The 26,393-nt window shown below is 51.5% G+C and carries 23 protein-coding genes and 1 tRNA gene; 13 read left to right on the top strand and 11 right to left on the bottom strand.

The window, feature by feature from the left end; all coding sequences use genetic code 11:
- Positions 1–78 precede the first annotated feature (78 nt).
- Both CG67_RS11265 and xthA read left to right on the top strand, forming a co-directional pair.
- Positions 79–163 (top strand) — tRNA-Tyr (locus CG67_RS11265).
- A gap of 416 nt (positions 164–579) precedes the next feature.
- On the top strand, positions 580–1,386 hold the full coding sequence (gene xthA, locus CG67_RS11260) for an exodeoxyribonuclease III (RefSeq protein WP_025903048.1): 807 nt from the start codon (positions 580–582) through the stop codon (positions 1,384–1,386).
- Positions 1,387–1,554: 168 nt separating this feature from the next.
- On the opposite strand, the gene CG67_RS11255 is transcribed toward xthA, so the two are convergent.
- Complete coding sequence (locus CG67_RS11255) at positions 1,555–3,480, bottom strand: DNA topoisomerase III (protein ID WP_025903047.1); 1,926 nt, start codon at positions 3,478–3,480, stop codon at positions 1,555–1,557.
- Between the two features lie 204 nt (positions 3,481–3,684).
- Positions 3,685–4,233, bottom strand: coding sequence for an NAD(P)H nitroreductase (locus tag CG67_RS11250; RefSeq protein WP_025903046.1), 549 nt, complete (start codon positions 4,231–4,233; stop codon positions 3,685–3,687).
- 169 nt (positions 4,234–4,402) lie between these two features.
- On the opposite strand from CG67_RS11250, the gene sppA reads away from it, so the two are divergent.
- Positions 4,403–6,268 (top strand): signal peptide peptidase SppA, encoded by a 1,866-nt coding sequence (sppA, locus tag CG67_RS11245; RefSeq protein ID WP_025903045.1) that lies wholly within the window; start codon positions 4,403–4,405, stop codon positions 6,266–6,268.
- A gap of 101 nt (positions 6,269–6,369) precedes the next feature.
- The gene (ansA, locus tag CG67_RS11240) at positions 6,370–7,383 is read left to right on the top strand and encodes an asparaginase (protein ID WP_025903044.1); all 1,014 of its coding nucleotides are present in this window, start codon (positions 6,370–6,372) and stop codon (positions 7,381–7,383) included.
- Between the two features lie 50 nt (positions 7,384–7,433).
- Here the strand turns inward: ansA and CG67_RS11235 are convergent, their stop codons facing one another.
- Together CG67_RS11235 and msrB are read right to left on the bottom strand one after the other, a co-directional pair.
- Positions 7,434–7,709, bottom strand: coding sequence for a YeaC family protein (locus CG67_RS11235; RefSeq protein WP_025903043.1), 276 nt, complete (start codon positions 7,707–7,709; stop codon positions 7,434–7,436).
- Positions 7,710–7,712: 3 nt separating this feature from the next.
- Positions 7,713–8,099 carry a peptide-methionine (R)-S-oxide reductase MsrB gene (msrB, locus tag CG67_RS11230; protein WP_029990339.1) on the bottom strand — a complete coding sequence of 129 codons (387 nt, stop codon included), beginning with the start codon at positions 8,097–8,099 and terminating at the stop codon, positions 7,713–7,715.
- A gap of 349 nt (positions 8,100–8,448) precedes the next feature.
- Between msrB and gapA the strand changes: the two genes are divergently transcribed.
- Both gapA and CG67_RS11220 read left to right on the top strand, forming a co-directional pair.
- Positions 8,449–9,447 carry a glyceraldehyde-3-phosphate dehydrogenase gene (gene gapA, locus CG67_RS11225; RefSeq protein WP_025903041.1) on the top strand — a complete coding sequence of 333 codons (999 nt, stop codon included), beginning with the start codon at positions 8,449–8,451 and terminating at the stop codon, positions 9,445–9,447.
- An 88-nt stretch (positions 9,448–9,535) separates the two neighbouring features.
- Positions 9,536–10,411 (top strand): D-hexose-6-phosphate mutarotase, encoded by an 876-nt coding sequence (locus CG67_RS11220; RefSeq protein WP_025903040.1) that lies wholly within the window; start codon positions 9,536–9,538, stop codon positions 10,409–10,411.
- Positions 10,412–10,513: 102 nt separating this feature from the next.
- Here CG67_RS11220 and CG67_RS11215 read toward each other — a convergent pair whose 3' ends face one another.
- Positions 10,514–11,257 (bottom strand): MipA/OmpV family protein, encoded by a 744-nt coding sequence (locus CG67_RS11215; protein WP_025903039.1) that lies wholly within the window; start codon positions 11,255–11,257, stop codon positions 10,514–10,516.
- A 407-nt stretch (positions 11,258–11,664) separates the two neighbouring features.
- Here CG67_RS11215 and CG67_RS11210 point away from each other — a divergent pair, with 407 nt between their 5' ends.
- The 5 genes from CG67_RS11210 (at position 11,665) to CG67_RS11195 (ending at position 18,566) form a co-directional block, all read left to right on the top strand.
- Positions 11,665–13,599: a PrkA family serine protein kinase gene (locus tag CG67_RS11210; RefSeq protein WP_025903038.1), complete on the top strand. Its 1,935-nt coding sequence runs from the start codon at positions 11,665–11,667 to the stop codon at positions 13,597–13,599.
- A gap of 64 nt (positions 13,600–13,663) precedes the next feature.
- Positions 13,664–14,938, top strand: coding sequence for a YeaH/YhbH family protein (locus CG67_RS11205; protein WP_025903037.1), 1,275 nt, complete (start codon positions 13,664–13,666; stop codon positions 14,936–14,938).
- A 251-nt stretch (positions 14,939–15,189) separates the two neighbouring features.
- On the top strand, positions 15,190–15,288 hold the full coding sequence (locus CG67_RS18110) for a YoaK family small membrane protein (protein WP_145959578.1): 99 nt from the start codon (positions 15,190–15,192) through the stop codon (positions 15,286–15,288).
- Positions 15,289–15,500: 212 nt separating this feature from the next.
- Positions 15,501–17,216, top strand: coding sequence for a potassium/proton antiporter (locus CG67_RS11200; protein ID WP_371190692.1), 1,716 nt, complete (start codon positions 15,501–15,503; stop codon positions 17,214–17,216).
- A gap of 159 nt (positions 17,217–17,375) precedes the next feature.
- Positions 17,376–18,566, top strand: a complete 1,191-nt coding sequence (locus tag CG67_RS11195) for a multidrug effflux MFS transporter (RefSeq protein ID WP_025903035.1) — start codon at positions 17,376–17,378, stop codon at positions 18,564–18,566.
- 95 nt (positions 18,567–18,661) lie between these two features.
- Here CG67_RS11195 and dadX read toward each other — a convergent pair whose 3' ends face one another.
- Together dadX and CG67_RS11185 are read right to left on the bottom strand one after the other, a co-directional pair.
- Positions 18,662–19,732 (bottom strand): catabolic alanine racemase DadX, encoded by a 1,071-nt coding sequence (gene dadX, locus CG67_RS11190; protein ID WP_025903034.1) that lies wholly within the window; start codon positions 19,730–19,732, stop codon positions 18,662–18,664.
- A gap of 17 nt (positions 19,733–19,749) precedes the next feature.
- Positions 19,750–21,048, bottom strand: coding sequence for a D-amino acid dehydrogenase (locus tag CG67_RS11185; protein WP_025903033.1), 1,299 nt, complete (start codon positions 21,046–21,048; stop codon positions 19,750–19,752).
- 478 nt (positions 21,049–21,526) lie between these two features.
- Here CG67_RS11185 and CG67_RS11180 point away from each other — a divergent pair, with 478 nt between their 5' ends.
- Complete coding sequence (locus CG67_RS11180; RefSeq protein WP_025903032.1) at positions 21,527–23,062, top strand: SpoVR family protein; 1,536 nt, start codon at positions 21,527–21,529, stop codon at positions 23,060–23,062.
- A gap of 31 nt (positions 23,063–23,093) precedes the next feature.
- On the opposite strand, the gene fadR is transcribed toward CG67_RS11180, so the two are convergent.
- Entirely contained in the window at positions 23,094–23,813 is a 720-nt protein-coding gene (fadR, locus tag CG67_RS11175; protein WP_025903031.1) for a fatty acid metabolism transcriptional regulator FadR, read from the bottom strand.
- A 264-nt stretch (positions 23,814–24,077) separates the two neighbouring features.
- Between fadR and dsbB the strand changes: the two genes are divergently transcribed.
- Positions 24,078–24,593 carry a disulfide bond formation protein DsbB gene (gene dsbB / locus CG67_RS11170; RefSeq protein WP_025903030.1) on the top strand — a complete coding sequence of 172 codons (516 nt, stop codon included), beginning with the start codon at positions 24,078–24,080 and terminating at the stop codon, positions 24,591–24,593.
- A 35-nt stretch (positions 24,594–24,628) separates the two neighbouring features.
- Here the strand turns inward: dsbB and CG67_RS11165 are convergent, their stop codons facing one another.
- From CG67_RS11165 to CG67_RS11155, 3 genes are all read right to left on the bottom strand, one after another.
- Positions 24,629–25,078 carry a YcgN family cysteine cluster protein gene (locus CG67_RS11165; RefSeq protein WP_025903029.1) on the bottom strand — a complete coding sequence of 150 codons (450 nt, stop codon included), beginning with the start codon at positions 25,076–25,078 and terminating at the stop codon, positions 24,629–24,631.
- A gap of 64 nt (positions 25,079–25,142) precedes the next feature.
- Complete coding sequence (locus CG67_RS11160) at positions 25,143–25,802, bottom strand: fumarylacetoacetate hydrolase family protein (protein WP_025903028.1); 660 nt, start codon at positions 25,800–25,802, stop codon at positions 25,143–25,145.
- Positions 25,803–26,074: 272 nt separating this feature from the next.
- A complete protein-coding gene (locus tag CG67_RS11155) occupies positions 26,075–26,347 on the bottom strand; it encodes a YcgL domain-containing protein (protein ID WP_025903027.1) in 273 nt (90 codons plus the stop codon).
- Positions 26,348–26,393 lie beyond the last annotated feature (46 nt).

Genomic DNA, 26,393 nt, shown 5'->3' with positions numbered 1-26,393 from the left:
TCCGTGTTGCCTGTTTACACATAGATAAGTTTTGTTATTATGCACCCCGCTTCAGCACACAACGAAGCATCACAATCAGGTGGGATTCCCGAGCGGCCAAAGGGAGCAGACTGTAAATCTGCCGTCACAGACTTCGAAGGTTCGAATCCTTCTCCCACCACCATTCCTGATAAGCTTCAGCCTGTAATCCCCTGTTTTACACTTCCCTGTACCAGATGCCTTTTTTGATATTTTTCCTCACTCGTTATGCCATTATCTTCGGGTATGATCTTTCGACATCATCTGCATTATTCTCACTGCCCGGTATTCGTTAACTCCTTCTGGCTTGCCTGAAAACGCTTTATTCAGGGGCTTCACCGAAAATATCCATATAGAAATATTCCCATAACACCGGAGCTGTCACTTACTACAGAACATTGCCGGGGAAATCACTTGCCCCTCCATCCCCGGTCGCGAAAACGCTGTTGTGCTCCTCTACGGTGCGCTGCCTCTGCCATCCGGACCGGCACCGTAGTGACGGTGACAATCATCGAAAAAATCGCTACCATCGCGGGTAAATTCTCTGACTGTGGTTAAAACATGAAATTTGTTTCTTTCAATATCAACGGACTCCGGGCGCGTCCCCATCAGCTGGCCGCGCTGGTCGAAACTCACCAGCCGGATATTATCGGGCTGCAGGAGACCAAAGTTCATGATGATATGTTCCCGCTGGAAGAGGTGCAGAAACTCGGTTATCACGTCTTCTTCCATGGCCAGAAAGGCCACTACGGTGTCGCACTGATGACGAAAATGGAACCGGTCAGTGTGCAGCGTGGCTTTATTACCGATGAAGACGATGCCCAGCGGCGGATCATCATGGCTGAGATCCCTTCGGCTATCGGCAATATCACCGTGATCAATGGCTATTTTCCGCAGGGTGAAAGCCGTGACCATCCACTGAAGTTCCCGGCAAAGGAAAAATTCTACCGTGATCTGCAGGATCATCTGGAATCGCGCCTGGATCCTCAGCAGCCTGTACTGATCATGGGTGATATGAATATCAGCTGTACCGACAATGATATCGGCATCGGTGATGACAACCGCAAACGCTGGTTACGTACCGGGAAATGCTCTTTCCTGCCGGAAGAACGCGAGTGGATGGATAAGCTGCTCGGTTGGGGGCTCACCGATACATGGCGTGCCGCCTGGCCTGAAACCAATGATCGCTTCTCCTGGTTTGATTACCGTTCTAAAGGGTTCAATGATAACCGCGGTCTGCGTATCGATTTACTGCTGGCAAGCCAGCCTCTGGCCTCTCGTTGCCTGGAGACCGGTATCGATTATGATATCCGCAGTATGGAGAAACCGTCAGATCACGCCCCGGTGTGGGCGACCTTTGACCTCTGAGTTTTAGTCACCGATGGATACGCTCCCGCGGGACTGACGGCTCGCGGGTAGCCGGGACGGCTGAGTGCCGTCGCTCCCGGACTCAGGGAGGGGCTTTCCATGCGACACGGTGCCACTGTCCCCTGCCGCTAATATCATCAGAAACCCCACCCCTGAAGACAACATCGGTTACTCGCGGGCAGCTTTATGTTTTCTCCCTTTGGTGCTCCCTTTGCTGCCGCGTTTGGCCTGACCACGGGGTAATTGCCTCAGGATCTGTACCGGGGGGGTGCGCCGGGCTTCGCCGATAAGGCTATGCAACGTTCCGACCAGAGGCTGCATAAAATCCTGATAGCGAAAGTTTTTCTCGCTGATGCTGGTCAGCATCGACTCCCACTGTGCCGTCATATCCGGGCTGGCAGCCGGTTGCGGTAACGCGTGGATCAGGGCTTTCCCCACCACGGTAGAGTGTATATACCGCCCCTTTTTTTCCAGAAACCCTCGTTTGAACAGCAATTCGATGATCCCTGCACGCGTCGCCTCGGTTCCTAATCCATCGGTCTCTCTGAGCACTTTCTTCAGGGCTTTATCCTGGACAAAACGTGCGATGCCGGTCATTGCAGAAAGTAAAGTCGCATCGGTAAAGTGGCGCGGGGGTTGTGTTTTCTTTTCCACCACTTCGCCTTTCTCGCACAACAGCTCATCCCCTTTTTTGACTTCCGGCAGTGGCGTGCCGTCATTTTCCTCGTCACGCTCTTTGTTCCCCAGTAATACCCGCCAGCCGGCTACCGCCAGAAAACGGGCTTTGGCGATAAACTTTCCACCCGCAATCTCCAGGTCGATAACGCATTTGCGGTAAACCGCCTCCGGGCAAAACTGCATCAGGTACTGGCGAGCCACCAGCCCGTAAATATTGAGTTCATTCTCCGTCAGTTTTGTCCGGCTGCGTCTGGCGGTAGGAATGATGGCATGGTGGGCATCGACCTTTTTGTTATCCCAGCAACGATTACGCGTTTCGGTATCCAGTTCCTGTGGCATGGTCTGATGAGGCAGATGGGTCCCGATAGCCTCCAGCACCGCATGACGTCCTGCGAAGTGCTCTTCGGGCAGATAACGACAGTCTGAGCGGGGGTAAGTGATCAGTTTGTGGGTTTCGTAAAGTCGCTGGCAGACATCCAGTACCGTCTGAGCGCTGAGCCCGAACCGGCGGGCCGCCTCAATCTGTAAACCTGATAACGAGAACGGCAGCGGTGCTATCTCAGACTCACGTTTATCCTGGTAATGGATGACCCTCGCCGGCTGGCCGTTGATCCGCTGACAGACATGTTCTGCCAGTGAACGGTTCAGTAGTCGTCCCTCTTCATCCTGCCAGGACTCACACGCATCACTGGGCACCCACAGTGCGGTGAAACGTTGTTCATCACCGGCCAGAATATGGGCTTTCACTTCAAAGAAATCGCGGGCAACAAAATTCTCGATCTCTTCGTCACGGCGTACCACCAGTCCGAGTACCGGGGTCTGTACCCGTCCGACAGAGAGCACACCGTCGTAGCCGGCATTGCGACCAAACAGGGTGTAAGCGCGGGTCATATTAATACCGTACAGCCAGTCGGCCCTGGCCCTGGCCAGCGCGGAAATACAGAGCGGTACAAAATCACGGTTATCCCGTAACCGTTCAATAGCACGGGCGACAGACTGCGGATTGAGATCATTGATCAGACAGCGTTGTACCGACTTTCTTTTCTCATCGCTGAGTTTCAGATAATCAAGCACTTCATCGACCAGTAACTGCCCTTCACGATCGGGGTCGCCGGCATGGACAATATGAGTTGCCTTTTGCAGTAATTCATCGATGACATTGAGCTGCTTTGCCACTTCGGGGCGGGGTTTCAGTTGCCATTTTTCAGGAATAATAGGCAGATCGGCCAGGGACCAGCGGGCAAAGCGCGGGTCATAATTTTCCGGCTGTGCCTGTTCCAGCAGGTGGCCGACACACCAGGTCACAATCTGGTTATCTCCGCAGGCAATAAACCCCTGTCCGCGGCGATGAGGCTCAGGCAAAACTTCAGCAATCGCCCGGGCAAGGCTGGGTTTTTCGGCAATAAACAAACGCATTAACCGCGATCTTCCTTTTTGTCCGGCCAGGAATGAGGTAGACATACCCGCACCGGGGGTGAATACTTTCAGTCGTCAGAATCGGCGACCTGCCGGCTGCTCTGCCGGTCTTCTGCATACTGCGGCTTAACGACAAATGCCCGGCACAAAAGTCCGGGGCGCTGTCGCGGGGTTAATCATGCCAGACTGACTGGCAAAGATCTGTCAGAAATAGCTGACAAAAGGTGCGGGATCTACAGCGGTTAACGGTGCCGCTTTCAGCCGGGGGGTGCCCAGATAAAGGAAACCGACAATCTTATCCTGTGGCCGGCATCCCAGCCCCTGACGGACGACCTCATGTTCTGTCCAGGCACCACTGCGCCAGATCCCGTTAAAGCCCTGCGCCTGGGCGGCCATCTGCATAGCCATTACAGCACATCCAGCGGAAACCACCTGTTCCCATTCCGGAACTTTAGGATGCTCTTCACATCGGGCAATGACCGCGATAATCAGCGGTGCCCGGAAAGGGGCATTTTGCGCTTTTTCTATGGCTTTTTCATCAGCTCCGTCGCCGGTTGCCGCTGAAACCAGCAGCTGGCTGAAACGCTCACGCCCTTCTTCTGTGATCATAACAAAGTGCCAGGGTTGCAGAGCACCATGATCAGGCGCTCGTAAGCCCGCCTGCAGAATATTTTCCAGCGTTTCACCTTCAGGGGCAGGATCCGCCAGCCGTGACGCAGAGCGTCGCTGTAATAACAAGTCTAATGCGTCCATAACTTCCTCATATTCAGTCTGTCTCTGACAAGTCTGGCATAACAACGTGATTTGTAACAGTCTGCTGTGATTTCCTGCTGACTTTTAGAGCGGCGCTCTTTAGGATGTGGGCGGAATGATTCAGAACGCAGCGCTCAAAAGAGTCTGCTGACAATTACATGGAGAAATTATGCGCACATTGTGGCGAATTACCGGCAGGTTATTTTCTGCCGTCTGGCGGATAATCAATTTTATCAGGGAGTGTATCCTGAACCTGTTCCTGCTGTTGCTGATCGTCGTGGGGGTCGGGATTTGGTCACAGGTCAGTGGCGGGTCGGCGAATTCGGCAAAAACGCTGACCGGGGGGGCGCTGAAAATTAATCTTGCCGGTATGGTCGTTGACCAGCCTTCAGCACAAAACCGTCTGAGTAAAGTTGGCCGGGAGTTGCTGGGCAGCCGCAGTGAAACACTGCAGCAGAACTCTGTCTTCGATATCGTTAATGCCATCCGTCAGGCAAAAAGTGACAATAAAATCACCGGCATCGTGCTGGACCTGCGGAATTTCGGTGGCGGCGATCAGCCTTCTCTGCAGTATATCGGTAAAGCCTTACGCGAATTCCGTGATGCCGGAAAGCCTGTCTATGCCTATGGCGATAATTTTAGCCAGGCTCAATACTACCTGGCCAGTTTTGCTAATACGATTTATCTCTCTCCTCAGGGTGCCGTGGATATTCACGGTATGGCGACCAATGCCCTCTACTACAAAACCCTGCTGGATACGCTGAAAGTATCCTCCCATGTTTTCCGTGTCGGTACTTATAAATCTGCGGTAGAACCTTTCCTGCGCGATAACATGTCACCGGCAGCGAGAGATGCCGATAGCCGCTGGATTAACCAGTTATGGAACAACTATCTGACCACGGTCTCTGCCAACCGTCAGTTGACGCCGCAGCAGGTCTTCCCGGGCGCAGACAACCTGATTACCGCATTGAAAGCCGTGAACGGTAGTACCGCCACTTATGCGCTGAATACCCGGCTGGTAGATGGACTGGAATCCCGTGCGGCGGTGGATCAGATCCTTATCCATAAATTTGGCTGGGATAGTCAGACCAATGATTACCGCAATGTCAGTATTTATGATTATCCGTTAAAAGACTCTCAGACGGATGGCCCGGCGAATATCGCGGTTATTGTCGCGAACGGGGCGATTGTTGACGGCGACTCCGGTGCCGGTAACGTGGGCAGTGATACGCTGGTTTCACAAATCCGTGCTGCGCGTCTGGATAAAAACATTAAAGCCATTATTCTGCGGGTTAACAGTCCGGGAGGCAGCGTGACGGCCTCTGAAGCTATTCGTGAAGAGCTGATGGCCGCAAAACAGGCTGGTAAACCTGTGGTTGTCTCCATGGGCGGTGTTGCCGCCTCCGGCGGGTACTGGATCTCGACACCGGCCAGCTACATTATTGCCAGCCCGTCCACCCTGACCGGCTCGATTGGTATTTTCGGTGTGATCAATACCATTGAGAACTCGCTAAGCACTTTGGGCGTGCACACTGACGGTGTCTCGACCTCTCCGCTGGCCGATGTTTCTATGACCAAAGCACTGCCGGATCAGGTGCAGCAGATGATGCAAATCAGCATCGAAAACGGGTACCATAACTTCCTGAGCCTGGTGGCTGACTCCCGTCATAAAACCACGGACCAGATAGACCAGATAGCCCAGGGACACGTCTGGACAGGCAGTGATGCAAAAGCAAACGGACTGGTCGATGAATTGGGTGACTTTGATGATGCGACCCGCAAAGCGGCAGAGCTGGCACATATCACTACGCCTCGTCTGGACTGGTATCAGGAACAGCCGACCTTCTTTGACCAGGTACTGGATCAAATGAGTTCTTCGGTCAGTGCGTCACTCCCTGCCAGTATTAAGGCTTTCCTGCCAGCGCCTTTGGCCGAAGTGATGACCGATTTACAAAATCAGCCCGGCCTGACAGGCCAGGCGGCCGATCCGCAAAACCGTTATGCTTATTGCCTTAACTGCGGTGTTATGAACTGACCGGCCGGCAGCCTGAACCGGGTTCAGGCTGCTTTTCCCGTGAATTGCTTTATACTGCCACCCTAATCCGGCTTTTTTACGACTTTTGAAAAGAATACGTCATGCAGAGAAAAAATATTTATGTCGCCTACACAGGCGGGACCATTGGTATGCAACGTTCTGCCCAGGGGTATGTGCCGGTGTCCGGCCATCTGCAACAGCAATTACTGGCGATGCCGGAGTTCCATCGTCCGGAAATGCCCTCTTTCTCTATTCATGAATATCAGCCACTGATGGACTCGTCAGACATGACCCCGCAGGACTGGCAGGTCATTGCTGATGATATTCATAAAAACTATGAACTGTATGATGGTTTTGTGATCCTGCACGGTACCGATACCATGGCGTTTACCGCATCTGCGCTCTCGTTTATGCTGGAAAACCTGGGGAAACCGGTCATTGTGACAGGGTCACAAATACCGCTGGCTGAGCTACGCTCTGACGGCCAGCAGAATCTGCTTAATTCGTTGTATGTTGCCGCCAATTACCCGGTGAATGAAGTCACGTTATTTTTTAATAATACGCTCTACCGGGGTAACCGGACCACAAAGGCTCATGCTGATGGTTTCGATGCTTTTGCATCCCCTAATCTGACTCCGCTTCTGGAAGCCGGTATCCATATCCGCCGGTTACATACGCCGGCCGCACCGCAGGCTCAGGGGCCGTTTACCGTCCATAACATCACACCACAACCGGTGGGTGTCGTTACGCTTTATCCCGGTATCCCGGCCGAGGTTGTGCGTAATTTCCTGCGCCAGCCGGTGAAAGCGCTGATCCTTCGTTCGTATGGCGTAGGCAATGCTCCGCAGAATGCTGAATTTCTGACTGAACTCAGACAAGCCTCTGAGCGTGGCATTGTGGTCGTCAATCTGACGCAATGTATTTCGGGGAAGGTCAATATGGGGGGCTATGCCACCGGGAATGCGCTGGAAAATGCCGGAGTGATCAGCGGATATGACCTGACCGTAGAAGCGGCCCTGACTAAGCTGCATTATCTGCTCTCTGCCGGCTATGATCCGCAACAGATCCGGGACCTTATGCAGCAAAATCTTCGTGGCGAACTGACCGCGGATTAACATTCAACACCGGCTTGTGCGCGTCCCTGACAAGCCGGTATGAGGGCCACCTACAGAGTCAGTTTCGTCACCGAACCGTCGATACCAAACTCTTCCTTCAGGGCCTGCTTACTCTTCACCACCATCTCTCCGCCTTTGCCAATCGTCATATGGCCCGGGTTGTCGTTATATCTCGCCTGCCATAGCATTACCAGCTGGAGAGTGTGCTCACGCTGTGCCGGAGTCAGCGCCACACCATCAGGCCATTTTCCGGTTTCACTGGCGAGAACCAGACGTTCATACAATTCAGGGGTCATGCCTGCCAGTAAATTTTCAAGATCCTTCATCTGTCACCCCGGAGTATTATTGCCATGCGGATCGGTAAAACTTAGCGAGGCAGAGTTCACACAGTAACGCTCACCCGTGGGTTGCGGACCGTCCGGGAATACATGCCCCAGGTGCGAATCACAATGTGCACAACGAATTTCTGTCCGGTGCATGCCATGCGAGAAATCTTCGATATAGTGGATAGCATCCGGGGAAACCGGTTGATAAAAACTCGGCCATCCGCAACCGGCATCAAACTTTGTCTCTGAATAGAACAATGGCACATGACACACCAGGCAGTGGTAAATGCCTTCGTCAGTATTGTGCAACAAAGCACCACTGAACGGAGGCTCCGTTCCGCGATCACGGGTGACATAACGTTGTATTTCTGTCAGGTCACGTTCAGGCATGTTTCTGTTTTTTTCCGATGTCATGTAGAAGCCATATGATTGATCCAATGAATATGCGTATTATAACAAACAGGCAACAATCACGACGGGTAATTTGTGCGTTGAACACAGGATAACCGGTGGGTTTGAAATTGTGATCTGCATCCCAATTTATGATGGAAAGGTCCTGCACACTCTCTGCCGGGCGAGTCCCCGTTATGGTTAAGGGTACTTATGCTTTAACGGGTAAAAAACTGCAGGTGAGGATTGATCTGCCACAATAATTGACACGATTAAGCTTGACGCCTGAAGCGGTTTTTGTAATTTTACAGCCAACCTTTTATTCAATAACCCATAGCTGGTGGAATATATGACTATCAAAGTAGGTATCAACGGTTTTGGCCGTATCGGTCGCATTGTTTTTCGTGCTGCGCAACAGCGTTCAGACATCGAGATCGTTGCAATTAACGACCTGCTCGACGCCGAATACATGGCTTACATGCTGAAGTATGACTCCACCCATGGACGTTTCGACGGGACCGTAGAAGTTAAAGACGGTGCACTGATCGTTAACGGTAAAAAAATCCGTGTGACCAGCGAAAGAGACCCGGCTAACCTGAAATGGGACGAAGTGGGTGTGGATGTTGTTGCAGAAGCGACCGGTATCTTCCTGACCGACGAAACTGCACGTAAACACATTACCGCAGGCGCGAAAAAAGTTGTTCTGACCGGTCCTTCTAAAGACGACACACCGATGTTCGTTCGCGGTGCGAACTTCGATAAATATCAGGGCCAGGATATCGTTTCTAACGCTTCCTGTACCACTAACTGCCTGGCCCCTCTGGCCAAAGTCATCAATGATAACTTCGGTATCGTTGAAGGCCTGATGACCACTGTTCACGCGACGACTGCAACGCAGAAAACTGTTGATGGCCCGTCTCATAAAGACTGGCGCGGCGGTCGTGGTGCTTCTCAGAACATCATCCCGTCTTCTACCGGTGCGGCTAAAGCCGTCGGTAAAGTTCTGCCGGAACTGAACGGTAAACTGACCGGTATGGCATTCCGTGTCCCTACCCCGAACGTTTCTGTCGTTGACCTGACCGTTCGTCTGGAAAAAGCAGCCACTTATGAGCAGATCAAATCTGCCATCAAAACTGCGTCTGAAGGCACTATGAAAGGTGTTCTGGGTTATACCGAGGACGACGTTGTTTCTACCGATTTCAACGGTGAAGTTTGCACATCATTCTTCGATGCGAAAGCAGGTATCGCGCTGAATGATAACTTCGTGAAACTGGTTTCCTGGTATGACAACGAAACCGGTTATTCACACAAAGTCCTTGACCTGATTGCACTGGTTGCGGCCAAATAAAATCAACGGACAGTCCGTAAATATCAGGGGCGACTTCGGTCGCCCCTTCTTTTTGTTGTTTGTTGGTTGATCCCTCTGAGGAGAGCGAATGCAGGAATCACTCTATAAACTGCCGGTAAACCGTCAGATAACCCCCTATATTTCTCTGCGTCAGAAAGGTCAGTTACCGCTGATTGTGGTTAATCATCCGGCTGTACATGCGGTGGTTGCACTGCAGGGCGCTCATCTTATTTCATGGCAACCTTCCGGTGAAAAGCCGGTGATTTGGTTAAGCGATGAAACGGCATTCACTGAAGGTAAAGCCATTCGTGGCGGCGTACCGGTATGCTGGCCCTGGTTTGGCCCTGCCGGTCACCCGGCCCATGGTTTTGCTCGTAACCTCCCCTGGACACTACTGGCTCATGATGAAAATGAGCAGGGAGTGATCCTCACTTTTGAGCTTAAACACTCACCACAGACCCATAAATACTGGCCGCACGATTTTTCACTGATTGCCCGATTCCGTCTTGGAAAGCACTGTGAAATTGAACTGGAAGCCCACGGTGGATTTACGTCCACCGCCGCCTTGCACAGCTATTTCCGTGTGGCCGATATTGCCGGGGTCTCTGTCAGTGGCCTGGGGACGTCGTATATTGATAAAGTGACTGGCGGGACGACGGCAGAGCAACTCACGCCACAAACCTATTCTGATCAGGTAGACCGTATATTTACTGCCGCCGATGATTGTAATGTCATCGACGATCCTGCCGGTAAACGACGGCTGGAAATTTATCACCATCATAAAAGTGACGTTGTCACCTGGAATCCCGGTCCGGCACTCTCCTGCAGTATGGGAGATATGGCCAATGATGGTTATAAAACCATGGTCTGTGTGGAAACGGCACGGATCTCTCAGCCCCTGGTCAGCAAACATGATTCTCCGGCACGCCTGGGAGTGATGTTTAAAGTGGCCAGATCAGCATAATGTATCAGGGGTGCCCCCTGACGCAGCTATCTGCCTGATTGCGGGGCATTCACTGCCCCGCGCCGGCCCAAACGTCAGAAATCCCTATTCACAACCTGAGTTTCAGAACGTGTAACTGATCCCCGTCCAAACCATTGCCTGACCGGATTTCGCCACCATCGGACTGTCTTTCACTTCGCTGCCGAACCACTGATAACGTCCGCCGACCCCTAACTGCCAGCGTTTGGTCAGCGGATAACTGGCGCTGATTTCCACATACGGAAGCCAGCTGTCCCCGGCATGGTAGGAAGATATTCCGCTGCGACGTGATTCCGCCGATGACACCCCGTAGTAGTAATCCGTCTGATGGCTGCTGTTCCAGCTCAACCCGGCCCCGGGGTTAAGTGAAATTCCGTCCAGCATTAGCGGATAATGCCAGTTGGTATTCCAGACAATACCGTTACTCTGGTCCAATACATCACCCACCAGCGAGGTTTTCAGAACCCCCCAGTCAGCAATATGTTGCCATTGTCCGCCGGCCATCAGGGTCAGATGGCGTTTATCCAGTTGCTTCATGGCCGATGAGTCGGTTCGTTTCGGATCGTACTCCTGTCCCGAACTGGTGATGATCAGTGATAACTGGTTCTGCGGATTTCTCCACAGAAAGTACCCCCCCTGCAGTCCGGAAACGAAGAAATTCGCATCTTCGTAATTCACCAGAGGGAACGGATAATAGCGTTCTTTACCCCCCTGATAAGGCGATTGCACATACAATGCGCCTGCGCCGACCGTCAGCGGGGAGCCTGCCGCGAAGACTCCGGAGGAGACACAGACAGCCGCCAGAGTGCTGAGAGACAAATATGATATTTTCAAACCAGAGGATCCTTAATTAAATGTTAGCTAACCGGTACCAGCGGTCATCTCCGCCGCGGGAAAGGAGAGAAGAATAAACGTAAATTCCTCTGAACGGTCAGCGATTCGTGCCCTCATCTCCCGCATACTGCGGTTGATAAATGGCACGATAGTACAGTTTGTTATTGATATATCGCTAAATAGTGCAAAAAACCCTGTGTGAACTGAAAATTCCTGACTACAGTTAAATAATACGACTCTGTACAAAATTTGTAATGACAACCGGCCAGTCAATTATTTCTTAAACATCCCATTCTGGCATACGGGTTGCAGTATCAGCCAGTGAGTCGTCTTTCCCGGAGCAAATCCTGTCATCATTCTGCTCCTTTACCTGTGCTAAAAATAAAAGGACGGGCATCGCTATGAATATATTCGATCATTATCGCCAGCGTTATGAAGCGGCCAAAGACGAAGAGTTCACACTGCAGGAATTTTTATCCATTTGTAAAAAGGATCGCAGTGCTTACGCCAATGCCGCAGAACGACTGCTGACCGCCATCGGACAACCCGTCATGGTGGATACCGCTCAGGACCCCAGGCTTTCCCGTATTTTTTCGAACAGAGTGGTTCCCCGCTACCCTGCTTTTGAAGAGTTCTACGGGATGGAAGAGGCTATCGAGCAGATCGTCTCTTACCTGAAACATGCAGCTCAGGGGCTGGAAGAAAAGAAACAAATTCTTTACCTGCTCGGGCCGGTCGGCGGGGGAAAATCCTCACTGGCAGAGCGTCTGAAAGCGCTGGTTCAGCGGGTCCCCATCTATGTTCTGACCGCTGACGGTGAACGCAGCCCGGTTAACGATCACCCGCTATGCCTGTTTAACCCCGCCGAGGATGCCGGTATCCTGGCTCAGGAATACGGTGTTCCGCGCCGTTACCTGGGAACGATTATGTCTCCGTGGGCGGCAAAACGCCTGCATGAATTTGGCGGAGATATTTCCAGGTTCAGGGTCGTCAAGGTCTGGCCATCCATCCTTGAGCAACTGGCTATCGCGAAAACGGAACCGGGGGATGAAAACAACCAGGATATTTCAGCCCTGGTGGGGAAAGTGGATATTCGTAAACTGGAGCATTTCGCTCAGAATGATCCGGATGCCTATAGCTACTCCGGGGCATTGTGCCGCGCTAACCAGGGGGTGATGGAATTTGTTGAGATGTTCAAAGCACCGATCAAAGTCCTCCACCCGCTACTGACCGCGACCCAGGAAGGGAATTATAACGGTACCGAAGGTATTTCAGCCCTGCCTTTTAACGGCATTATTCTTGCCCACTCTAATGAATCTGAATGGGTACAGTTCCGAAATAATAAAAGCAACGAAGCGTTTCTCGACCGTGTTTACATCGTGAAAGTCCCTTACTGCCTGCGGGTCTCTGAAGAGATTAAGATCTACAAAAAACTGTTAGATAACAGTGAACTGACCGAAGCCTCTTGCGCGCCGGGTACCCTTGAAACTCTGGCCCGCTTTATCATCCTGTCCCGGCTGAAGTCACCGGAAAACTCAAGCATATTCTCAAAAATGCGGGTCTATGACGGAGAGAGCCTGAAAGATACCGATCCTAAGGCAAAATCCTGGCAGGAGTATCACGATTATGCCGGCGTAGATGAAGGAATGAACGGTCTTTCGACACGTTTTGCCTTCAAAATACTCTCCAGGGTCTTTAACTTCGATCATTCTGAGGTTGCCGCAAACCCGGTTCACCTGTTCTATGTTCTCGAACAGCAGATAGAGCGGGAGCAATTTCCACAGGAAGTGGCCGATAAATATCTGGAGTTCCTGAAGGGCTACCTGATCCCTAAATATGCGGAATTTATCGGCAAAGAAATACAGACGGCCTATCTTGAGTCCTATTCCGAGTATGGACAAAATATTTTTGACCGTTACGTGACTTATGCTGATTTCTGGATCCAGGATCAGGAATACCGTGACCCGGATACCGGTCAGTTGTTTGATCGCGGCTCCCTGAACGCTGAGCTGGAGAAAATTGAGAAGCCGGCGGGGATCAGTAACCCGAAAGACTTCCGTAATGAAATAGTGAATTTTGTGCTACGTGCCAGGGCTCAGAACAGTGGCCATAACCCGAACTGGACCAGCTATGAAAAATTGCGCACCGTCATTGAGAAGAAAATGTTCTCAAATACCGAAGAACTGTTGCCGGTGATTTCGTTCAATACCAAGACCTCCACCGATGAACAGAAAAAACATGATGACTTTGTGGATCGTATGATGGAGAAAGGCTACACCCGTAAACAGGTACGTCTGCTTTGCGAATGGTACCTCAGAGTGCGTAAGTCTTCCTGAACACATTTCCGGGCGGCAGACGTTTGCCGCCCTCCCGTTTCTCGTTGATGTCCGGGAGTCAGTTATGTCTTATTTTATCGATCGGCGACTCAACGGTAAAAATAAAAGCGCGGTGAACCGGCAGCGCTTTTTACGTCGTTATAAATCGCAAATAAAAAAATCTCTGGCTGATGCCATCAACAAACGCTCAGTCACCGATACCGGCAGCGGTGGATCCGTTTCCATCCCTATTGATGATATCCATGAGCCGTCCTTTCATCAGGGCGGCGACGGTGAGCGTACCCGGGTCCATCCCGGCAATGATCAGTTTATTACCCATGACCGTATCGAACGTAACCCTGGCGGTGGCGGCTCAGGATCCGGTCAGGGTAAAGCCAGTCAGCAGGGAGAAGGTGAAGACAGTTTCAGCTTTTCAATTTCAAAAGATGAATATCTTGATCTCCTGTTTGACGACCTGGCCCTGCCTGATTTGCAGAAAAATAACCAGAACCGCTTAACCGAATATAAAGTTCACCGTGCGGGTTACAGTGCGAATGGGGTGCCTTCTAATATCAGTGTCGTGCGCTCATTACAAAACTCGCTGGCCCGGCGCACTGCGATGACGGCGGGTAAACGCCGGCGATTGGCTGAATGCGAGCAGGCACTGAGCGAACTTCGTCACCAGGAACCGGCACAACTCCGGGAAGAGGAACGGCTGGAGCATGAAATCGCTGAACTGAAAGCCAGCATCGCCCGTGTTCCGTTTATTGATACTTTCGATTTACGCTATAAGAACTTCGAAAAGCGGGCAGAACCGTCCAGCCAGGCAGTGATGTTCTGCCTGATGGATGTTTCCGGCTCGATGGATCAGCCGACGAAAGAGATGGCGAAACGGTTTTATATTCTGTTGTATTTATTTCTGAGCCGTAACTATGAAAACGTTGAGGTGGTTTATATTCGCCACCACACGCAGGCAAAAGAAGTGGATGAGCATGAATTTTTCTATTCCCAGGAAACCGGGGGGACCATTGTCTCCAGTGCGCTGAAACTGATGAATGAGGTCATCAGGGAACGCTACGACCCGCAACAGTGGAATATTTATGCCGCACAGGCCTCTGACGGTGATAACTGGGCTGACGATTCTCCTCTCTGTAAGGAATTGCTGGCCTCTGAGCTGCTGCCTGTGATGCGTTATTACAGTTATATCGAAATCACCCGCCGGGCCCCTCAGACATTGTGGCGTGAATATGAGCAGTTGCAAAAACGCTTTGAAAATTTCGCCATACAGCAAATCCGTGAACAGGAAGATATTTACCCGGTGTTCCGTGAATTATTCCGGCGCCAGACGGCCGGTAACTGAGTTCGTCTCCCGGATCGGCCCTTGCTGTCCGGGAAACACACCCGCCCGTTTTAGCGACTGCCACGAAACTCCTGTTCTTTTTTTCTGTTTACGGGTGTTATTTTTCTGCCGATAACCTTAGACGATGCATCCGGATAACGTATTCGTTTATAATACCACTGCAGCATCAGAGAACCGCTGATACTGCTTATAACGCCTGTAAAAATCCCCTGGTCTGCAGGCCAGCGGTTATCCGTTTCCGGGAGCGTTTCATGAAAATTGGCTATTTATTTCCGATCGCAATTATTATTGCCGGTGTGGGATTACTGACCTGGTTCGTTGCCAGCGGCGCATGGATGCCGGGGCAATAAACACAGAAAGAAATACCGTGGTTTACTGCGCTGTCGGGGGTGTGGTTTATCGTTGATAACCCGCGCGTTGGTAAGTCTGTTTGTCACTGAAGGTGCCGGACTTATCCGATAAGCCACCCCGTTTATGATTTCCGGCCCGATTCAGGGATCCTGCAGAGTTTCATCTCTGCCACATTATTTATCTTCAGGGAGCAGTTATATTGGATTCCGGCATGATTTACAGTCTCTTTGTTATTGGCTCAGTGCTGGTAGCGTCAAGTATTATACTCAGTGCCTTTTCATCGAAACTGGGTATTCCTATCCTGGTGATTTTCCTCGCGCTGGGCATGCTGGCCGGAGAAGATGGCATTGGTGGGATTGTATTTAATAACTACCCCGCCGCCTATCTGGTCTCTAACCTGGCACTGGCGGTTATTCTGCTGGACGGGGGAATGCGCACCCGTGTCGCATCGCTGAAAGTCGCGCTCCGGCCTTCCCTGTCTCTCGCCACTATTGGTGTGTTAATCACCGCCGGGCTGACCGGGCTGATGGCCGCCTGGTTATTTCATCTCGACCTGATGCAAGGGTTCCTGATAGGTGCCATTATCGGCTCCACCGATGCCGCGGCCGTGTTTTCACTGCTGGGAGGGAAAGGCCTGAACGAAAGGGTCAGTGCCACGCTGGAAATCGAGTCCGGCAGTAATGACCCGATGGCCGTGTTTTTAACCATAACTCTGATAGAGATGATCCAGAAAGGACAAACCGGTCTGAGCATGATGTTTCTGGTGCACCTGGTCCGGGAATTCGGGCTGGGTATTGTACTGGGGATCGGTGGCGGCTTTGCCCTTCAGCAGCTTATTAACCGCATTACCTTACCGCCGGGTCTCTATCCTTTACTGGCCGTCAGCGGCGGGATCCTCGTTTTTGCGCTGACCACATTGATGGAAGGCAGCGGTATTCTGGCGGTTTACCTGTGCGGTTGCTGGCTGGGAAATACACCGATCCGTAACCGTAACGGAATTCTGCAAACGTTTGACGGAATGGCCTGGCTAAGCCAAATCGGCATGTTTATTGTCCTCGGGCTGTTAGTGGTACCGACAGATTTATGGCAAATTGCGTTCCCCGCGATGATGCTCTCTCTGTGGCTTATTTTTGTCGCCCGGCCGCTGTCTGTGTTTGCCGGGCTGTTACCTTTTAAAAACTTCACCCTGAGAGAACGTTTTTTTATCAGCTGGGTAGGCTTACGGGGAGCCGTCCCGATTATCCTTGCGGTTTTCCCGATGATGGCCGGACTTGATAATGCTAAGCTTTACTTCGATATTGCCTTCTTTGTGGTACTGGTCTCTCTGATGCTGCAAGGAACCTCCCTGACCAAAGCAGCAAAGCTTGCCAGAGTTGTGGTACCACCGACCGCAGAGCCTATTCAGCGTATCGGGCTGGACATCCATCCGGATACGCAATGGGAAGAGTTTGTCTATCAGCTCAGCGCGGACAAATGGTGTATTGGTGCGGCACTGAGAGAACTTGAAATGCCGGCGGATACCCGTATTGCGGCACTGTTCCGCGGTAATGTGCTGATGCATCCGTCAGGGTCAACCCGCTTGCAGGAAGATGACATCCTCTGTGTGATCGGCCGGGAAAAAGATTTGCCGGCATTAGGTAAAATGTTCAGTCAAAGTCCGCCCTCTTCACTGGAGCAACGTTTTTTTGGCGATTTTATTCTGGATGCCAGCACAGACCTTTATGATATTGCTCAGGTGTACGGACTGGAACTCGACCCCGACGTCCGGGCACATCAGCCACTGTCCCGACTGATTGTTCAGCAATTAGGCGGAACGCCGGTCATCGGTGATCAGCTCGAATGGATGAATATCACCTGGACTATTGCTGAAAAAGAAGGCAACGATATCCTCAAAGTCGGCGTAAGAATGAGCGGGGAAGCTTCCTGACCCCGGCCGGAAGGAGCAGCTCCGTTGCCTTGCAGCGGAGTCTGCGTCTGCTGTTAATACTGTCCCTTCACGGTCAGACATAAAATTATTATTTATCACTATTCGTTACCGCGGAAACAGGGTAATCTTGTCCGCTTTTTTCAGGTCACCTGCTTATTTATGAATAAATACACTCTGTTACTGCTGAGCCTGGTCCTGCTAGCCCCGCTGGGCATAGACCTGTATCTGCCCACACTGCCACAGGTTGCCTCCGGGTTACATACCCCGGTGAGTAATATTCAGTCTACCATTCCCTTGTTCTTACTGGTGATGGGACTGGGTCAGTTAATCACCGGGCCGCTGGTAGATAACTTCGGCCGCAAACCCGTCGCCCTCGCCGGATTAGGCCTTTACGCCGCTGGCAGCCTGACCGCTGCACTCGCCGACCACTGGCCGGTATTTCTGGCCGCACGGATCATCCAGGGCTGTGCTGTCTGCTGTACGGCTGTGGTTGCGTTCAGTGGAGTCCGTGATCGTCTCAGCGGTGACGAAGCCGCGAAAACTTTCGGCTTTCTTAATGGCGCGCTGAATATCGTTCCTGCGCTTGCGCCTTTACTGGGGGGGACGCTGGCAGAATTCTGGGGATGGCGTGCACCGTTTAGCTTCCTTTGCCTGTATGCGGTCATGATTGGGGTGGTCATCCTGCTGTTCCTGCCGGAAACACGCCCAAAAGAGACGCTAAAAGTCCCCTTTTTTCCGTTAAAGCAGTATGCGTCTATTCTTTCTGACGTACGGTTTGTCTGCTTTGCTCTGGCAAATGCAGGGGCGCTGGGAATGGTTCTGACCTATGTGTCACTCGCACCGCTGGTTCTGATGGAGCAAGCGGGCCTGTCATCGTTTGCTTTTGCACTGGCCTTCGGAGCCAACGGTTTGTGGATCATGCTGGTCAGCAGTGTTGTCAGTTACGTCATCCGTAAAGCCGGTCGTCCCTTCTGCCTGTTCTTTGGCGGTATATGCATGCTGATTGCTGCCTGTCTTCTGAGCAGTGAAGCCGTACTGTTCAGCACAGCCCTTCAGCAACACTGGCTGAGTTATATGTTGCCGGTCGCACTCGCCGTTGCGGGTCTGGCGTTTATTATCGGCCCGGCCACCAGCTATGCGCTGGAACCTTACCAGCAACAGGCGGGTATGGCATCGGCGTTGCAGGGGTTCTTCCAGATGGCAGGCGGAGCCGGTGGCAGCCTGTGCATGCTGGCCCTGCCCCTGACACCTCAGCATGCGCTTTCCCTTATGATGTTAATCGGCGCGGTACTGGCCTTTATCGCCTGGCGCTGTAGCCACTCTGTAAAAGGTACCCTGACCGAGCTGTAATGGTCAGGGCCTTCTGTTAATCCCCGGGCGTTCAGCCGCAAGCCCGGGGATTAACAGAATACAGCCTCCCGCACACCGGGGAGGCTGTCAGAGAATTAAAGAGTGCGGAAGGGTACCCGGGGGGCGACGGCACACATAAGCTCATACCCTACGGTATCAGAGGCCGCGGCCACATCATCAATATGCACCTGCTCTCCCCACAGTTCGACCTTAGAGCCAATCTGTGCCTGAGGACAGGGAGTAAGATCCACCATAATCATATCCATCGAGACGCGGCCAACGGTACGGGTCAGAATACCGTCTACCGCCACCGGAGTACCGGTAGGTGCATGACGCGGGTAACCATCGGCATAACCACACGCCACCACGCCAATCCGCTGCGCACTTTCAGCCTGATAACGGTAACCGTACCCGACGCCTTGCCCCGGTTGTAACTGCTGGATACCGATGATCTCACTGTGCAACTGCATGACCGGCTGCAGTCCGGTATCGGCGATATCCTGCCACCGGCCCGAAGGTGATGCGCCGTAGAGGATAATGCCTGGCCGGACCCACTGATGGTGTGTCTGCGGGTGCCATAATGTCGCCGCCGAGTTCGCGAAACAGCGCGACACTTCCATGCCCTCAGCCGCGACATCCAGCAAAGCCACCGGCTCTGTCACGCCGTCCGACTCTTCACCGCGGGCGAAGTGTGTCATCAGAGTCATTTCGCCCACATTTGGCAACGCAGCCAACCGGTGCCAGACATCCTTAAGTTGCTCCGGGCGAAAGCCCAGACGATTCATGCCGCTGTTAATTTTGACATAGATATTCAGCGGCGCGGATAACCGGGCGTTTGCCAGAGCTTCAATCTGCCACTCACTGTGTACGCTGGTCGTCAGACGATAGCGATCCAGCAAGGCCAGATCCTGTGCCTTAAAAAAACCTTCCAGTAACAAAATAGGTTTTTTCCAACCCTGTTCACGGAGAAGTATGGCTTCTTCATAGTTCAGCAGCGCAAAACCGTCTGCAGAACTCAGGGCCTCATAACACCGGGAAATACCGTGCCCGTAGGCATTTGCTTTAACTACTGTCCAGATTTTTGAATCCGGCACTTTTTTTCTGATAATCTCTAAATTCTGCTCTAACGCCTGCTGATTTACCGTGGCGAAAATCGGTCGGGACATCTCACTCTCCTGAAACGTTAACTGACAGCTTTAATACCGGATAATGATGACCGGCGATCAAAACCCGGTAAGTAGCGCATCACCGACAAATCATCAGCCGCAATATCCGGCGTATTACCGGAAATAATATCGGCAATCAGTTTTCCGGAACCACATGCCATCGTCCATCCCAGTGTGCCATGCCCTGTGTTCAGGTACAGATTCGTCAGCGGTGTACGGCCAACGATCGGGGTACCATCCGGGGTCATCGGGCGCAAACCGGTCCAGAATGTTGCCTGTTCAACAAACCCGCCTTCAGGATAGAGATCCCTGACGACCATCTCCAGTGTTTCTCTGCGAGCCGGTAACAGTTTGGTGTTAAAACCAACAATCTCTGCCATACCTCCGACCCGGATGCGGTTATCGAATCGTGTTACTGCAACTTTATAGGTTTCATCAAGGATGGTGGATTCAGGTGCACCGTCCGCGTTTTTTACCGGGATGGTCAGGGAATAGCCTTTCAGTGGATAAACCGGCACCGGAACGATATCTTTCAGCAGTGCGGTTGAATAAGAGCCACAGGCCACAATATAACGGTCAGCGGTCAGGGTTTCCGCACCGCATTTCACTCCGCTAATGCTGTTTCCGTCACGCAGTAACTGATCGACAGCCACATTATAACGGAAGGTGACTCCGGCTTCTTCGGCCATGGCGGCCAACCGCCGGGTGAATAACTGACAATCCCCGGTTTCATCGTTCGGTAACTGCAAACCGCCGGTCAGTTTATGCTGAGTGGCTGCCAGCGCCGGTTCGATGCTATGAAGCTCAGCGGATTTGAGTAAACGGTAAGGAACACCCGCTTCCTCCAGCACTTTAATATCCTTAGAGGCATTCTCATACTGCTGTTCGGTACGGAATAACTGCAGGGTTCCTCCCTGACGGCCCTCGTAAAGGATACCCGTCGTCGCCCGCAAATCTTTCAGGCAATCCCTGCTGTACTCCGCAATCCGCACCATACGGCTTTTGTTTTCCTGGTAATGTGGCAGGGTGCAGTTTTTCAGCATTTCCCACATCCATTGCAGCTGAAAAGTTGTCCCGTCCGGACGGATCGACAGGGGTGAATGTTTCTGGAACATCCATTTTACGGCCTTCAGGGGAATACCTGGCGCTGCCCAGGGCGAGGCGTAACCCGGGGAGATTTGACCGGCATTCCCGGCACTGGTCTCTTCTGCCGGCCCGCTACTGCGATCGATGACCGTGACTTCATGCCCTGCCTGCGCCAGATACCAGGCACTCGTTACTCCTACAACACCACTTCCCAGAATCAAAACCTTCATACCACCCCCGTAGCATAATAAACCTGATAAAGACCTTCAGAGTAGTGTTATCAACTAACACGACCCATATGACCCGATTCAGGCTATTTCACCTTTTTTTTACTTTCCTGGTAACTAAAATCAGCACTAAAGTGAATATTCAGTAGTTAAATCGGTTTAATATTAAAAATTAGTAGTTAATTATGCGGATATGCGCTTTAAGAAAGGTTGTCAGAATTTTTAAATGTTGCCATAAAATTACCTTATATACAGGATATTATCCTGTTTTGTTGCTCAAAATTTATCTTTCAGGCACAAAAATAGCCCGTAACATAATTCAGCCTTTTTTTATCGCCCTTTTCTGCCGCCAGGGTTACTGCCCCGCAAAAGTATCGACTATCCTTAAAAAGTACCTGACAGGTACGCAAACGTTTCTTTTATCAGGATGATGATGCCGGTTCGCCGGAAGATAATTCGCTGCAGAAAGACGAGGTGTGCTATGACAACCTTTTTTGACCGGCCTGTCCTGCGGCCTGAGCGCCTGAGTGATGGTCCGGACTGGACGTTTGATTTGCTGGAACAATACCTGTCTGAGATTGACAGAGTCGCTAAGCATTACCGGCTGGACACCTATCCCCATCAGATTGAAGTCATTACCTCAGAACAAATGATGGATGCCTACTCCAGCATCGGTATGCCTATCAATTATACCCATTGGTCTTTCGGTAAAAAATTTATAGAAACCGAGCAACTCTACAAACACGGCCAACAAGGACTCGCCTACGAAATCGTCATCAATTCTAATCCGTGTATTGCGTATCTCATGGAAGAAAATACCATGACGATGCAGGCTCTGGTGATGGCCCATGCCTGCTATGGTCATAACTCTTTTTTCAAAAATAACTACCTGTTCCGCAGTTGGACAGATGCCGGGTCTATCGTCGACTATCTGCTGTTTGCCAGAAATTACATTGCGGATTGCGAAGAAATATATGGCATTGAGAGCGTTGAACGTTTACTCGACTCCTGCCATGCCCTGATGAATTATGGTGTTGACCGCTATAAGCGCCCCCAAAAAATATCACTGCAGGAAGAGAAGGTGCGCCAGCAGAGCCGGGAAGCCTACCTGCAGAGCCAGATAAACACCCTGTGGCGCACTCTGCCACGTAAAGAAAAAGAGGCAGAAGAGACCTCTGCGCCCCGCTATCCGGCAGAGCCTCAGGAAAACCTGCTCTATTTCATGGAAAAAAATGCCCCGCTGCTTGAGCCCTGGCAGCGCGAGATCTTACGCATCGTCCGTAAAATCAGTCAGTATTTTTATCCTCAAAAACAGACCCGGGTCATGAACGAAGGCTGGGCAACCTTCTGGCACTATACCTTGCTGAACCATTTGTATGACGAAGGTAAAGTCAGTGACCGGTTTATGCTCGAATTTTTGCATAATCATACCAATGTCGTCGCGCAACCCCCCTATAACAGCCAGTGGTATAGCGGGATTAATCCTTATGCGCTGGGGTTTGCAATGTTTCAGGATATCCGGCGTATCTGTGAGCAGCCCACAGAAGAAGATAAGCGCTGGTTTCCTGACATTGCCGGTAAAGACTGGCTGGAAACGCTGCATTTCGCCATGCGGGAATTTAAAGATGAAAGTTTTATCAGCCAGTTTCTGTCGCCCAAACTGATGCGGGATTTCCGCTTATTTGCGGTGGCCGATGATGACCGAAAAAATTATCTGGAAATTTCCGCTATCCACGACGACGAAGGGTATCGGTCAATCCGCCAGCAACTGTCGGCACAATATAATCTGAGCCTGCTGGAGCCCAATATTCAGGTATGGAATGTCGATTTACGCGGCGACAGATCATTGACTCTGCGCTATATACCGCAGAAAAGAGTGTCTCTGGCAGACACCCGGACAGAAGTCATGAAGCACATTCACCGCTTATGGGGTTTTGATGTTCTGCTGGAGCAGGAGAATGAGGACGGAAGTGTGGAACTGCTTGAGCGCTGCCCTTCCCGTGCGCCCCGTCAATAATGCCTGCGCCGGACTGACCGGCGCTGCGCGTTTACGATGCCTCTGCGGCGTTCTGTCGCATGGAGACCTGCAAGGCCTGCCAGATCTCCCCACTGCGCCGACCGTAATCACGAATAGTGTCTGCCACCTCTGATTTACTTACCCCGGCCTGGCTCAGTTCATAAAGTTTATGATAAAAGCTGTATGCCAGCTGACGAGCCTCATCCAGTGAGAAGTATTGTCGCCCTGCCCGCGTAAACAAGCCTTTCAGGCCATTAATGATCAGACCATAGATAGGATTGCCGGAGGCGAAAGCAAGCCCCTGGAAAAGCCGGTAATCAATATCGGTATACTCTGCGCTGCCGGCTGCCGCATTTAGCGCTTCAGTAAGTACCTGTTGAGCCTGCAAAGGGTTATGTGTCAAAGCCCGGCTGATAAAAATACTCGCAATACTGGTACGAACCGCAAAAAGATTATCGATCATCTGCGGGACACTTTCATGGTCCAGATGCGCCAGCGTCTCAAGAAGATTCAGACCGGAGGTTTCCCAGAAGTTATTCACCTGCGTCGGTTTCCCATGGCGGATAGTCAGCCAGCCATCCCGGGATAAACGCTGCAGAACTTCGCGAAGCGTCGTCCTTGTTACACCGATAAGTTCGGATAATTCGCGTTCAGCAGGCAAATAGGTTCCCGGGGGAAAACGACTGTTCCAGATGCTTTCGATAATATACTCTTCAGCAAATCCTGCAGGAGTCTGTGCCTTGATGACCATAACGTTTCTTTCTCTTAACCTGACATGCCTTTGACGAAAAAAGTATCATAGCAAAAGCCTGTTCAGCGTTATAGCACCCGGATAACTAAAACGGGATCAGCATCAATCAATTAATTAACAACGTATTAAATTCTTCAGTAGCGGCCAGTCAGAAAAAGTGATCGTCCTCTGACATATTTTGTTGATAATATTCTCCGACAGAGATGGCATATAACGTGTTTTTGTTTACACTTCCTGACGTCGGGATTAAATAAGGAAAACAGTATGTTAGTAATGTTAAATCGCTGTTCCAGAGGCCGGGGCGCCTGGCTGCTTCTGGCTCTGACAGCGCTGGCACTTGAACTCACCGCACTCTGGTTCCAGCATGTCATGGGTCTGAGGCCCTGCGTGATGTGTATTTATGAGCGCTGTGCATTATTGGGCGTGCTACTGGCCGGAGTTGTGGGGGCTATCGCGCCGGCAACCCCGTTGCGCTTTGCCGGGATCATTATCTGGCTGGTCAGTGCCACGGAAGGACTCAGGTTATCCTGGGAACACACGATGCTACAGATCCATCCGCCGCTGTTCGCAACCTGTGACTTTAAAGCCCGTTTTCCATCCTGGCTGCCGCTGGACCAGTGGGTCCCCGGAATGTTCGTCGCCAGTGGTAACTGTCTGGATCGCAGCTGGACGCTTTTCAACCTCAGCATGCCTGAGTGGCTGGTTGGCGTGTTTGCCGCCTATCTGCTGGTCGCTGTTGTGGTGTTAATTGCCCAGATAAGCCTGTTCAAAAGGAAGTAAGCCGGTCCGCATGTCCCGGCCAGGATGGGTTACCCTTAGCAGCCCCGGTCGGGACGTTCGATGATATGATCTTCCCAGTTCTGCACTTCACTTTCCCGCACGGCAATATATCTGACCGAGATACGGTTCGCATGCATCTCTTTCGCAGACCCGGTGCGCAGCGGATGCCAGGCAGGCAAGGGTTTGCCTTCAGCCAGTAAACGGTACCCGCACGTCCGAGGGAGCCAGGAGAATGTCGGCAGGTTTTCGCGCGTCAGCTTGATGCAATCGGGTTCATACTCGAAGCGGTTTTCATAGTGCCTGCAACGACAGCTTTTGATGTTCAGCAAATTACAGGCCACGTTGGTGAAGTAAATTTCATCCGTATCCGCGTCCTGTAATTTATTCAGACAACACTGTCCGCAGCCATCACAGACGGATTCCCACTCCTCATCGGTCATCTCTTCAAGGCGCCTGGTTTCCCAGAACGGGGCATTTGTCGTCATTAGCAATTTCTCTTTATCCGTTTCAGGCGCCCGTTATAAAGAGTCATCGCCCGATATGCAAGCCCTATGCGACCCGTGTGGTAATCGCATGGCCGGCAAAAGAGACGGTTAACGCATCTCCGGCATTCAACGGCCCGACCCCTTCAGGGGTGCCGGTGAGAATAATATCGCCGGGACGGAGGGTAAAGAAACGGGACATATAGGCTATCAGCGGCACTATCTTATGGATCATATCGCGGGTATTCCCTGACTGACGGATTTCCCCATTGACCTCCAGTTGCAGCGTGGTGTTTTGCGGGTCGCTGCTGAATTCTGCCGCCGGCACAAACCCCGAAACAGGACAGGAATTATCAAACCCTTTTGATTTTTCCCACGGCTGCCCTTTCTTTTTGAGTCCCGCCTGCACCGAACGCAAGGTCAAATCCAGCGCAACACCGTAACCTGCAATTGCCGGTAAGACCTGTGCTTCGCTTGCCTGTTGTAAGGTACTGCCTATCAGTACTGCCAGCTCGGTTTCATGGTGGATTTCGCCAAAACCGGTAAGCAGATGCAGCGGCTGTCGTAAATCACAGAGTGCCGTTTCAGGTTTAATAAAGACGACCGGCTCTTCGGGGGTAATACTGCCCATTTCACTGATATGTTTCGCGTAATTACTGCCAACGCAAACCACTTTACCTGCGGGCAGCTCCAGTAATTCTCCCTGCCAGTTCCGATGCTGATACATGTCGAGCCCTCGTTACAAAAAGTGAACAATTAGCGAACCATAATTATCAGGAAACTGCAGAAAAGAAAATAGTTCCCCTCCGGCTGAGCACATCTTCTGCGGGGAAACAGGTAACAAATTCTTACCCCGGATTAACGTTAACGGAAACCGGCTGCCGGGTTAAAGATAAAATGAGAGGTGTGGCAATGAGGTTCTGACCAGAAAATGTGAAACGGGATGTATTGAACATCCCGGAAATAATACTGGTTATAATTACAGAGTAATCTTAATAATTAATTTTTTGCAGAAGCCAGATGTGTTTTAAGTAAGTTTTCGACCGGTGGTGGTACCTGTAAATAATAGCCTTTTTCCTGCAATTCCTGCTTCACTTTATTGATATCGGCACTGCCTAATTTTTCCCGCCCGGCCAGGGATAGCACCATAGCCAGCACTGGTTTGCCAAAACCTTTCAGAAGCTCTTCAGGGACACGGGAGAAATCATCTTTTTTTTCAATATACAGATAGGTCTGGTCCCGTAATGAACTTCTGTAGATGGCACATAACATATTTTTCTCCGAATTAATCTCTGTGGTGACTTGCCCTGATAATAGT

The organism is Tatumella sp. UCD-D_suzukii (assembly GCF_000611875.2).
Taxonomy (GTDB): Bacteria; Pseudomonadota; Gammaproteobacteria; order Enterobacterales; family Enterobacteriaceae; genus Tatumella; species Tatumella ptyseos.
The sequence above is the reverse complement of the archived record's forward strand: the minus strand, read 5'-3'. Positions and strand labels throughout refer to the sequence as shown.